Genomic DNA, 10,565 nt, shown 5'->3' with positions numbered 1-10,565 from the left:
CGAGGCGATCCAGGACGACACCAAAGGCGCCGTCGATGCGATCAAGCAGATCAGCGGCGTGATCAACCAGATCAACGACATTTCCAATACGATCGCCAGCGCCGTGGAAGAGCAAACGGCGACCACCAACGAGATCAGCCGCAACGTAGCCGAGGCAGCCAAGGGCAGTGGTGAAATCGCTCAAAACATCACCAGCGTCGCCCAGGCGGCCCAAAGCACGACGCAAGGCGCCGGCAACACGCAGCAAGCCGCGGACGAATTGTCTCGAATGGCCGCTGAGCTGCAACAACTCGTTTCGCGATTCACATACCAACACGAGGAACAACTCGCGCCTGGCAGCGGAAAAAGCGGGAACGTACGTCGCTAGGCGTAGTCCCACTGCCAGGCAGGGGCTTCAGTCGGTTCGCGGCTTGAGCCTCCGCTCTGTATTCCTCGGGCCGCCACTTTTTCATAGGGAGACCTCCTTTGCGTGCGATGGTAGTCGACGATTCGCGGGCGCTGAGGCGGATTCTCGGCGATATCATGCGTGAGCTTGGGTTTGAGGTGGTCGATGCCGGCCACGGCCGCGAAGCGCTCACAATGCTTGAAACCACCGGCCCGCTCGACCTGGTGTTGGTCGATTGGAACATGCCCGTGATGAATGGCCTCGAGTTCGTGCGTGCGGTTCGTGCCAACGCCGCCTACGAAAGCATGCCGCTGATCATGGTCACAACCGAGACCGAGATCGAGCAGATGCAATGCGCGCTGGAATCCGGCGCCAACGAATACGTGATGAAGCCGTTCACCGCTGACGTGATTCAGGACAAGCTCCGACTCTTGAACGTGGTGTGCGCCTCCGATGCGTAAAGCAAGAATTCTGATCGTCGACGATGCCGTGGTCGTGCGCCGCCTGGTCACGGATGTCCTTGCGGCCGAACCGGGCTTCGAAGTCGTCGGCGCGGCCGCCAACGGGCGGATTGCGCTGGCCAAGATTCCGCAGGTCAATCCCGATTTGATCACCTTGGACATGGAAATGCCCGAGATGGATGGCCTGACGACCCTGCGCGAGATCCGCAAGCTATACCCCAAGCTGCCCGTGATCATGTTCAGCACGCTCACATCTCGCGGAGCAGCCGCCACGCTCGACGCGCTTTCGTTCGGAGCCAACGATTATGTGACCAAGCCGGCGAACGTGGGCAGCATCATGGCGGGCATCCAGAGCGTTCGCAGCGAATTGGTTCCAAGAATCCGCGCGTTTTGTCCCTGGTGCAGTGACGGCGAGCAAGCCGCCTCGCCCGCGGTCGTCGCGGCGAAACCGGTTCGCGCTGCGCCGCGAATCAAGGTCCGGCCCGAGATTGTGGCAATTGGCGTGTCGACCGGAGGGCCGAACGCATTGGCGGATTTGCTCCCCAGGCTGCCGGCCGACTTTCCGTTGCCGATCGTGATCGTGCAGCACATGCCTCCGCTGTTCACCAAGCATCTGGCCACGCGGCTCAACTCGCAATGCAAATTCGAAGTCGTGGAGGCGGCCGCCGGCGATGTGTTGCGGCCGGGCAAAGCCTTGATTGCTCCCGGCGATTTTCACATGTCGCTTGTCAAGCGCGGCACTCAGACCGTGGTGCATCTCGATCAAAGTCCGCCGGAGAACTCCTGTCGGCCATCGGTCGATGTGCTCTTTCGATCGGTTGCCGATCTGTACGGGGCCCGCACCCTGGGATTGATCTTGACCGGCATGGGACAGGATGGACTGCGAGGCTGCGAATGGATCCACGACCGCGGCGGCCGCATCGTCGTTCAAGATGAAGCGACCTCGATTGTGTGGGGCATGCCGGGGGCGGTTTCCCGCGCCGGCCTGGCCGACGCCGTCGTGCCGCTCGACAGAATGGCGCCGGCAATCGAAGGCGCCCTGGCAATCACGCCGCCTGCAATCGATACCAAGATCCTCAACCATGTAGCCAGCGCGTGCGTGTAGCAACATGACTCAAGCAATCAATGCGCTCGACGCGGATAGCTTTCTTTACGTGAGCGATCTGGTGCATAAGCGGTCGGCGATCGTGCTCGAACCCGTCAAGGGCTACCTGGTCGAATCGCGCCTGACGCCGTTGGCCCGCCAACACGGTTTCGGCACGCTGCAACAAATGGTTTCGGAGCTGCGCGCGCGGTCGCCGGGCGATTTGCACCACAAGGTCGTCGAGGCGATGACCACCAACGAGACCAGTTTCTTTCGCGACATCCACCCGTTCGAGACCCTGAAAACGGAAGTGTTGCCCAAACTGATTGCCAACCGGGGGTCGCAGCGGGCATTGAACATTTGGTGCGGCGCCTGCTCGAGCGGCCAGGAGCCGTATACCATCGGCATGGTGATTCGCGAATACTTTCCAGCCCTTGCCACTTGGAATGTCAAGCTGGTAGCGAGCGATCTGTCGAGTCAAGTTTTGGCCCAAGCCCGGCAAGGTTTGTACAGCCAAGCCGAGGTCAATCGAGGCCTGCCCGCGTCGCTGCTGGTCAAGCATTTTCAGAAGTCGGGCATGCAGTGGCAAGTCAAAGACAATGTTCGCAAGCTGGTTCAATTCATGGAGTTGAATCTGATCGAAAGGTGGCCGCCACTGCCGCAAATGGACGTAATCTTCTTACGAAACGTGCTGATTTACTTTTCGACTGAAACCAAGAAATCCATCCTGGACAACGTCGGCAAGCTGCTTGCAACGGACGGGTTTTTGTTTCTCGGCGGGGCGGAAACGACGCTCAATCTCGACGATTCGTTCGAACGCGTCAACTTCGCCAAGACCGTGTGTTACCGTTTGCGCGGCAAGTGATAGCGTGTGCGGGCTCCTGAATTTGACGGCTTCCGTCACCGGAATGAGAGGCAAACATGCAATTTGCTGCCGAGGAAATCGTCCAATTAACGCAGGACATTTTTTCAACCATGCTTCTCCTCGACGTGGTTGCCGCCGCCAATGCGCCGCCGCCGCGGAACGATCCACGCCTCACTGCTTGCGTGCAAATCGCCGGCGCTTGGAAAGGCGCGGTGATGTTCGACGCGTCGGTGAGTTTTTCTCGGCAGGTCGCCGCGATCATGTTCAACGTGGCCGAGGGCGATACCACGGCGGCCGACTCGCAGGACGCTTTGGCCGAATTGGCAAACATGATTGGCGGCAACCTGAAGAGCCTGCTGCCCGGACCGTCGTTTGTGTCGCTTCCGTCCGTGACGGAAGGCAATGACTACAGCTTGAGCGTGCCGGGCACTCGGCTCATCAGCCGCGTGCAATTGGATTGCCAAGACGAATTGCTCGAAGTCGCGCTGCTGGAAGAAGAGTTGGAAAACGCTCGCTCGCCGAGTTGCTCTGTTGCCACCTAAACGCCCACACGATGTTCACTCCTGCTTTCGTACTCGCCCCATTTGGGGGAATTTGATTGACGCTCTAAACAAGGCTTTCCCAGGGAGACGGTATCCATGGCTCTCAAGGTTCTACTCGTCGACGATTCGAGCACGATGCGAAAGATCATTTTGCGGTCATTGGCCGCGGTGGGAATTCCCGAAGCAGTCGAAGCCGGCGACGGCAACGAAGCGCTCGCCAGGTTTGGCGAGCAGCCCTTCGATCTCGTCCTGACCGATTGGAACATGCCGAACAAATCCGGCATCGAATTGACTCGCGACATCCGCGCCACCGGCAGCAAGGTTCCCGTGTTCATGATCACGACCGAGGCGGAGAAGGGCCGCGTGATCGAAGCGATCCAGGCGGGCATCTCCGATTACCTCGTAAAACCATTCACCGCCGAAGTGCTCCGCGAAAAGCTGAGCAAGCTCGCTGGCGCCTGATGATCCGCGGGGCCAATTCTTTCGCACACGAAAGTCGATTCCTATGAAAGTCGAATACATCAATCCGTTCATTTCGTCGATCACCAAGGTCTTCTCGACGATGCTCAATAGCGAATTGACCCGTGGCAAGATCTATCTCAAGGATCATCATTGTCCCGAGCATGAGATCAGCGGGATCATCGGCCTTTCGGGCAAGGCGGCGGGCACGGTGGTGCTGAGCCTGAATCGCCAGGCGGCACTCTCAGCGGCGGAGGCCATGCTGGGAGAGCGCCCGCTAGAGATCAATGCCGAAGTGCGCGACGCCGTGGGCGAACTGGCCAACATGGTCGCCGGCGGCGCAAAGGCGCAACTAGAGCAATTCAACATGTCGCTCACGATCCCGACCGTCATTACCGGGAAGTTCAGCGTGCAGTTCCCGTCGAAAATCCCGCCGATCTGCGTCCCATTCGAGTCGGAATGGGGCTCGCTGACGTTGGAAGTCGGCCTCGTCGAGTCTGAGGCGCCATGCCACTGCTGAAGTCGCTCAATCCCCAATTCCTTTCTCAAAGAGGCAAGTCGTATGAGCCAGACGATTCCCATGTTGTCGGACCCTTACCGCAATGAACGAGCGGCCCGCGGAGGCACCGCGAAAAGCCCGCATTCGGCCCCGGCGATTCGCGCCGGCGTCGTGGCGGCGAATACGATCGCCTTCGCGCTCTGCTTTGCCGTGTGGGTGATGTTCGGACCGTCGGTCCGCACGATTTGCGCCGAATTGAGAATCTCGCCGACGTTGGCGAACCTGATCAAGGCGATTCCGATATTGATTGGTTCGACGTGCCGAATTCCGGTCGGGATTCTGACCGACCGCCTTGGCGCACGCTTGATGTTTCCGCTAATCATGCTGATCGGGGCAGGCGCCACGCTGGCTCTCAGCTTTGCCGCCACGCTCACGGCAATCATCATCGGCGGCTTGGTCGTCGGACTGGTCGGCACCACGTTCATCGTGGGGGCGCAGTCCACTTCGTCGTGGACGGCCAAGGAAAAGCAAGGGTTCGCCTTAGGGATCTTCGGAGCGGGTAACGTGGGCACCGCAATCACCACATTCGGCATGCCGCTGTTGCTGGTCGCGGTCGGCTGGCGAACTGCCTTGCAGACTTACGCCGGCGTTCTCGTGATTGCCGCGATTGCCTATTGGCTTGTGATGCGCAACGCCCCTCGCAAAGGCGCCGCGCCGACCCTGGCGGGACTGCTCGCGCCGCTGAAGGATCTCCGGGCCTGGAAATTCGGTCTATACTATATGGCCACATTCGGCGTGTTCGTCGCCGCGACCTTGACTCTCTCCGATATCTACATCGACGGATACGGCCTGGCGGCGACCACCGCCGGCCTATTGGCCACGACGTTCACTTTCACAGCCAGTCTCAGCCGAATCCCCGGCGGTTGGCTCGCGGATCGGCTGGGCCCCGGCATCGTCACGCGGACGTCGCTCGTGGTGACTGCGATCGGGCTGGCGCTCGTAATCGTGGGCCTGCCGCTTTGGGCTACAGTCTTGAGCGTCTTCGTCGCGGCCGTCGCGATGGGGATCGGCATGGCAGGGACGTTCAAATACATCCCCGAGCATTATCCGACCAATGTCGGCGCGGTCGGCGGCATCGTCGGGGCGCTCGGCGGCGTGGGCGGGTTCTTCCTGCCATTGCTGAGCGGGGTGATCAAGACGGCGGCTGGTTCGGTCTATCTCCAGGTTGCTCCGCTTGCCGCGCTAGCCGCGGTCGCGTTGGGAGTCTTAGTGCTCTCCGAGCGGCGGTCGAGACAGGTGACGATGCCGATCTTCGCGGGGACCAACGGCGGCTGGCCTGCTATCGCATTGCCAGTCGACGAGAGCATCGATGACATCGAAGCCGAAGAACTCGGCGAAGAGGAAGAATTAGTCGCCACGGCGCAGTAAGTACGAACTGCGAAACTTAGCGTCCGTAAGCGAAGCGCGAAGAGCCAAGTGGATAATCACTTCAAGCTCTTCGCGCTTTTTATTTCGTCAGACTCTCAATCCTTCACGCCTTTCGGCTCGCTCAAGCCGGAGCGTGCGAGCCTCCCGCGACGTCGCTCACTTTACGCTTCGCTCGAACTGAATTTAGGAGGCACCGAGCCATTCGAGTCGCTCGGCGCGGGGATTAGGGTCGCGGACAAGGTGCCGGTAGAAAGAGCCACACCAAGAAAAACTAATGCGATGAGCGGGCGGCGCAAAGAGCATGAATTCATTAGTCCCTCCACAGGATAAAGCGATTCAAGGGTTGTTCATTAGCGATTCGAATTGAAGTCGGCTGCATTTGAGCGATAGGAACTATTCTTTCAACCGTCGTGGCCGGCGCGTGAGCAGCGGCAACAATTGCCAGCGGATTAGCAGACGCCGCCGAGGTTCCAACGGCGCCGCCGAATCGAAAAGACAGGGAGACCGAGCAAACCGAGTACGGCGAGCACAAACGTCGAGGGCTCGGGCGTGGGAGGGGGTGGGTCAGGTGTCACTGGTGTGACGAGCGGGTATTGTGATTCCCGCAACAGGCTGTGATTGACCTCGTAGACGTCGAGATTGTTGACCACGCCGCCGGTGTAGTTGAACTCGCCGTTGATCCAGCCCTTGCCAGTTCCATAGTTGGCCGCGACAGTGCCCAAATCGCCGCCCGTCACGTTGCCGGTAAGCAACGTGTCGCCCAAGAACGTGTATTTGACAATGACGTCGAAAATTGAGAAGTCTCTGCCGCCCAGAAAGGCGGGAAGGGACGTGTAGCCATCGAACGAGCCCATGTCGGAACCCGCGCCTCCCCAAATCGGATTGCCGGACCCATCGTCATTCAAGATTACGCCGAGTGCGGTGATGCCGTAGCCCTCAGAATGATCGAGCTGGGCGACGCCGCTCGTGATCCCATTGCCGGTCCAATCGTGGTTCGGCCCGTATCCGGCTCGCACCATGTCAGTAATATTGGCCAGATTCGAGAGCGCTGTCGCCTTGTCGTTTGCATAAACGAGCATGTCGTTGTTGTTCAGATCAAGTTTCCCAAAATAGACGCGCGATCCGAGCGGTGCGCCGTCGTTGTTAATTGAAACGGAGCCAGAAATCGAAAATGAGGCTATCTTGGTGGCGGTGTTCGAGTTGAAGGGGTGCTGAATTAACCCCGCGACTGAAATGCATGGAGAACTTGCCATGCCAAGAGCAAAGAGTGCGATCAGCGGGCGGCGGAAACGGCATTGATTCATTAGGCGCTCCTCACGGTGCGGTGGTTCAAGAATTGTTCATTAGCGATGCCAAGGCGAATCGATCGCCGATTCAACGCTCGAAGGAAGCCATACTATGATTCAAACATCCGCCCGTAAGAGCGGCGATTGCTGCTCTGCCGAGGCGTCGCGAGTCGGGGATTCTCGATGCCCCATCGTAAATTGCCGTGCGCTCGTTGGCAAGGAAATCGACTGGAATTGACCGAGGTTTTATACGGTGACCCGCAATCGCAGTTGCCTGGTAACGAACTCCGGCTGAGCGGCGCAGACTTCGCTTGCCGCGGTCGATCGGAGTGGGAGATAATGAGTGAAGCCGCCGAGGTGGGGCGCCGCTGTGCGTGCCGGATGGGCCTTTGATTCGTTGCCTCGCCGCTCGGCATTCAGAGCGTGCCCTACCGTCTGCAAACTATTCAGTTGCCGCGTTGCGCGACGAATGACTGCTTACGAATCCACCGACGTGCCTGTGGTCTGCAAAGCCTGCGGAGCGCGGCTGAGAATCCGCCAGGGTCCGTCGGGAAAAGTCTATCCGTGCCCGAAGTGCGGCGGCCCCGTCGATCTCGATCAGCCGACCGCTCCGCCGGTGCTCGATCACTTGTGGACGCCGATTGCACCGAGCGCGGCTGCGAGCGCTCTTAACGCCGATCCGCCGCGGCGGATCCCCTCCGCTCCACGGAACGCCGCGGGGCCCAAAGGGCACCCCGTTCCCTACAGCGCTCTCGACGCTGGAGAGCGCAACATTCTTCCAGGCGCGGACAAACCACTTCCCGATCCTCCGGCTCGCAAGAAATACTTCGCAGTCGTTTGCCCGACCTGCCACACGCGGATGACGACCACGGAAGACCAGGTGGGGCAAATGCTGAAATGCCCCGACTGTCGCCGCTCGGTCGTCGTGCCGCCTGCTCCGCCGCCGCCGAAGCCGAGACGTCTTTGGAGCGAAGACGACGGAATCGAGGTGCAGTATCAGCCTGCCTGCGAACCGCCGCGGGTGAAAATAGGACCGGTCCACAATCCAGAGATTCTGGAAGTGGCGCGAGCGGAAGCCGCCCGCCGCGAGCCGCCCCCGTTGCCGCGCTGGCCGCTGGTGACCGGCGTATTCAGCTTTCCTTGCTATTCCAACGTGTGCGTTCGCTGGCTGGGCCTTTCCCTGTGGTTGGCGATCGTGCTCGCGCTCTTGCAAGGCTACATCGCCATGATGGCGGAGCGATCTCTTGGCAGTTGGATGGGCGCGGTTTTCGTCTCCCTGCTCTTGTTCGTCTCGGGAGGCGTTTGGTGGATCGTCATGTCGAGTCCGTTGCTGGCGGTGCTCGAAGACACGTCGGAAGGGGTTGACCGAGTCGAGAATTGGCCGCATTCCGTCTGGCTGTACAACAGCATTCGCGACCCGATCTTCGTATTAAACGCTGGGCTGCTGTCTCTGCTGCCCGGTGTCGCCATTGACGCGGCGCTCGGCGGCTTCTTCGTGATGAGCTGGATCGCGATTCCGATCGGCTCGGTTATTTTGTTTCCGATCCTGTTGCTTTCGATGTTGGAGGTCGATTCCGTGTTTGCGCCGGTCTCGCTGCCGGTGTGTCGGAGCATGCGAAAGGCTCGCTTGGCCTGGATTGGGATGTACTCGGAATCCGCCTTACTTTGGGCGCTCACCGGCGTTACTGCCTGGTATGCTTGGAAAAATGGCTCAATGGTCTGGCTCACCCTGGGCGCCTCGGTGGTCGTAGGTGGACTGTTCATCTATTTTCGCCTTCTCGGCCGGCTGGGATGGATTTGCAGCGAGCGACTGGCGGAGGAATCGGATGCCGGCGCCCACGCCGACGCGGATGAAAACGTCGAAGAGGACGACGACATCGAAGAAGCGCTCGCAAAGCGCGCCATGAAAGCCGCGAAACATTGACCTACGTTTCGTCATAAATCGCTTGCCGCGCTCGCTACGATTGAGGGATAATGCGGATGGGCGGCATTGATCGATCGCGTTTCTTTCGATGGCGATGGAGCGGATTAGAGTGGCGGCCGACGAACCCAACGACGTGCAAGTGGTCTGCAAGGCCTGTGGAGCGCGGCTGAAAATCCGGCAGGGCCAGCCGGGAAAGGTCTATCCCTGCCCAAAATGCGGCGGACCCGTCGATCTCAACCAGCCGTCCTCCCCGCCAGTTCTCGATCCCCTGCTGCCGGCGCCGAGCGCGGCTGCGAACGCTCTTAACGCCGAAGCGCCCAAGGTCGTTTCCTCCTCTCCGCCGAACGCCACAGGGCCCAGAGGGCACCCCGTTCCCGACGGCACTTTCGACACCGATGATTACAAAGTCCTTCCCGGCGTCGATCAGCCTGCCGCCGATTCGCCTGCTTTCAAGAGATACTTTCCGGTCATATGCCCGCTCTGTCACACGCGGATGACGGCGACGGAGGACCAAGTCGGACAAATGCTGACCTGCCCGGACTGCCGCCGCAAGGTCGTCGTGCCTCCCGCGCCGGCTGCGCCGAAACCAAGAAAGCTGTGGAGCGAGGACGACGGAGTAGAGGTGCAGTTCGAGGCGCCGTGCGAGCGGCCGCCAGTGGAGTACGTTCCGCTGCACAACGAGGACATTCTCGAAGTGGCGCGGCGGGAAGCTGCCCGCCGCGAGCTGCCGCCTTTGCCCCGCTGGCCGTTGGCGGCCGGCGTGTTCAGCTTTCCGTGCCATTCGACCGTGTGGTTGCGGTGGTGCGGGTATTCGATCTGGTTGGCGCTGGCGTTCGCTCTTTTCTACCTCGACATCTCGCTGCTGCGGTCCAACGGCCGGACGGTGACTGGGGCACTTGCTTCGATGGGCGCCATCTTGTGTACGTTGGCCGCGTTGTTCGCCTTCAGCACGTTTTGCGTGGGATTCTCTGGAAACCTGTTGGCCGTGGTCGACGACACCTCCGAGGGGCTCGACGAGATTCATAATTGGCCGGACAGCGTATTCATGAACTTTCGCTGCTGCTTTATGATCATCTGCGCCTTCATTCTATCGGCCATGCCCGGCGGCATGATCGGCGGGGCGCTAAGCGCCGCGACGGAATTCGGTTGGCTGGCGGCGCCGCTCAGCGGAGCGATCTTTTTTCCGCTCGTGCTGTTGTCGATGATGGCGGAAGGTTCGCCGCTCGATCCCGTCTCGGTCCCGGTGTGGCGAACGCTGATCACGTCGAAGTCGGCTTGGGGAGTTTTCTATGTCGAAACGATCGCGCTCGTCGGGGCGATCTTCGGAATTGTCTGGACCCTCGGGCTGCTCGGCCCGGCTTGGAGCGTTGCCCCCGCTGCAGTGGTGATTGTCGGCGGGCTGTTGATTTACTTTCGCCTGCTCGGCCGCCTGGCGCTCATCGGCGCCATCCAATCGGCCGACGAAGAAATCATCGACGACCGTCACGAAGCGGCCGATAAGCCGGAAGCAGGGCACGCTTTGCGTGCCGGCGCTGCAACAAAACTGTAATCGACGCGACGACGCGAGCAGTCGCCGATTGTTCTCGACTCGCGGAGCGCCGCGAAGGGCGTTGGCTAAGTAGGTCGCGGCAA

General features: G+C 60.4%; 11 protein-coding genes. 10 read left to right on the top strand and 1 reads right to left on the bottom strand.

Annotated elements, in window-relative coordinates; all coding sequences use genetic code 11:
* The 8 genes from VGY55_16615 to VGY55_16580 form a co-directional block, all read left to right on the top strand.
* Positions 1-367, top strand: a 367-nt coding sequence (locus VGY55_16615; protein HEV2971601.1) for a hypothetical protein, incomplete at its 5' end; no start/stop codon positions are given.
* 107 nt (positions 368-474) lie between these two features.
* Positions 475-846: a response regulator gene (locus VGY55_16610; GenBank protein HEV2971600.1), complete on the top strand. Its 372-nt coding sequence runs from the start codon at positions 475-477 to the stop codon at positions 844-846.
* A complete protein-coding gene (locus VGY55_16605) occupies positions 839-1,951 on the top strand; it encodes a chemotaxis response regulator protein-glutamate methylesterase (GenBank protein ID HEV2971599.1) in 1,113 nt (370 codons plus the stop codon). Before VGY55_16610 ends, VGY55_16605 begins: the two co-directional genes overlap by 8 nt.
* Before the next feature lie 4 nt (positions 1,952-1,955).
* Positions 1,956-2,795: a protein-glutamate O-methyltransferase CheR gene (locus VGY55_16600; GenBank protein HEV2971598.1), complete on the top strand. Its 840-nt coding sequence runs from the start codon at positions 1,956-1,958 to the stop codon at positions 2,793-2,795.
* Between the two features lie 56 nt (positions 2,796-2,851).
* Positions 2,852-3,337 (top strand): chemotaxis protein CheX, encoded by a 486-nt coding sequence (locus tag VGY55_16595; GenBank protein ID HEV2971597.1) that lies wholly within the window; start codon positions 2,852-2,854, stop codon positions 3,335-3,337.
* A 96-nt stretch (positions 3,338-3,433) separates the two neighbouring features.
* Positions 3,434-3,799: a response regulator gene (locus VGY55_16590; GenBank protein ID HEV2971596.1), complete on the top strand. Its 366-nt coding sequence runs from the start codon at positions 3,434-3,436 to the stop codon at positions 3,797-3,799.
* A gap of 43 nt (positions 3,800-3,842) precedes the next feature.
* Positions 3,843-4,316 (top strand): chemotaxis protein CheX, encoded by a 474-nt coding sequence (locus tag VGY55_16585; protein ID HEV2971595.1) that lies wholly within the window; start codon positions 3,843-3,845, stop codon positions 4,314-4,316.
* 42 nt (positions 4,317-4,358) lie between these two features.
* The gene (locus tag VGY55_16580; protein ID HEV2971594.1) at positions 4,359-5,723 is read left to right on the top strand and encodes an MFS transporter; all 1,365 of its coding nucleotides are present in this window, start codon (positions 4,359-4,361) and stop codon (positions 5,721-5,723) included.
* Positions 5,724-6,172: 449 nt separating this feature from the next.
* Here the strand turns inward: VGY55_16580 and VGY55_16575 are convergent, their stop codons facing one another.
* The gene (locus VGY55_16575) at positions 6,173-7,027 is read right to left on the bottom strand and encodes a PEP-CTERM sorting domain-containing protein (GenBank protein HEV2971593.1); all 855 of its coding nucleotides are present in this window, start codon (positions 7,025-7,027) and stop codon (positions 6,173-6,175) included.
* Between the two features lie 451 nt (positions 7,028-7,478).
* On the opposite strand from VGY55_16575, the gene VGY55_16570 reads away from it, so the two are divergent.
* Both VGY55_16570 and VGY55_16565 read left to right on the top strand, forming a co-directional pair.
* On the top strand, positions 7,479-8,933 hold the full coding sequence (locus VGY55_16570) for a hypothetical protein (GenBank protein HEV2971592.1): 1,455 nt from the start codon (positions 7,479-7,481) through the stop codon (positions 8,931-8,933).
* 109 nt (positions 8,934-9,042) lie between these two features.
* The gene (locus VGY55_16565) at positions 9,043-10,482 is read left to right on the top strand and encodes a hypothetical protein (GenBank protein HEV2971591.1); all 1,440 of its coding nucleotides are present in this window, start codon (positions 9,043-9,045) and stop codon (positions 10,480-10,482) included.
* Positions 10,483-10,565 lie beyond the last annotated feature (83 nt).

The sequence above is a fragment of the Pirellulales bacterium genome (genome assembly GCA_035939775.1).
Lineage (GTDB): Bacteria > Planctomycetota > Planctomycetia > Pirellulales > DATAWG01 > DASZFO01.
Note: the sequence above shows the minus strand (reverse complement) of the source record. Positions and strands in the feature narration are given on the sequence as shown.

Coding starts and splice junctions, on each gene's coding strand:
- VGY55_16610 (HEV2971600.1), top strand. CDS start 475: ATGGTAGTCGACGATTCGCGGGCGCTGAGGCGGATTCTCGGCGATATC.
- VGY55_16605 (HEV2971599.1), top strand. CDS start 839: ATGCGTAAAGCAAGAATTCTGATCGTCGACGATGCCGTGGTCGTGCGC.
- VGY55_16600 (HEV2971598.1), top strand. CDS start 1,956: ATGACTCAAGCAATCAATGCGCTCGACGCGGATAGCTTTCTTTACGTG.
- VGY55_16595 (HEV2971597.1), top strand. CDS start 2,852: ATGCAATTTGCTGCCGAGGAAATCGTCCAATTAACGCAGGACATTTTT.
- VGY55_16590 (HEV2971596.1), top strand. CDS start 3,434: ATGGCTCTCAAGGTTCTACTCGTCGACGATTCGAGCACGATGCGAAAG.
- VGY55_16585 (HEV2971595.1), top strand. CDS start 3,843: ATGAAAGTCGAATACATCAATCCGTTCATTTCGTCGATCACCAAGGTC.
- VGY55_16580 (HEV2971594.1), top strand. CDS start 4,359: ATGAGCCAGACGATTCCCATGTTGTCGGACCCTTACCGCAATGAACGA.
- VGY55_16575 (HEV2971593.1), bottom strand. CDS start 7,027: ATGAATCAATGCCGTTTCCGCCGCCCGCTGATCGCACTCTTTGCTCTT.
- VGY55_16570 (HEV2971592.1), top strand. CDS start 7,479: ATGACTGCTTACGAATCCACCGACGTGCCTGTGGTCTGCAAAGCCTGC.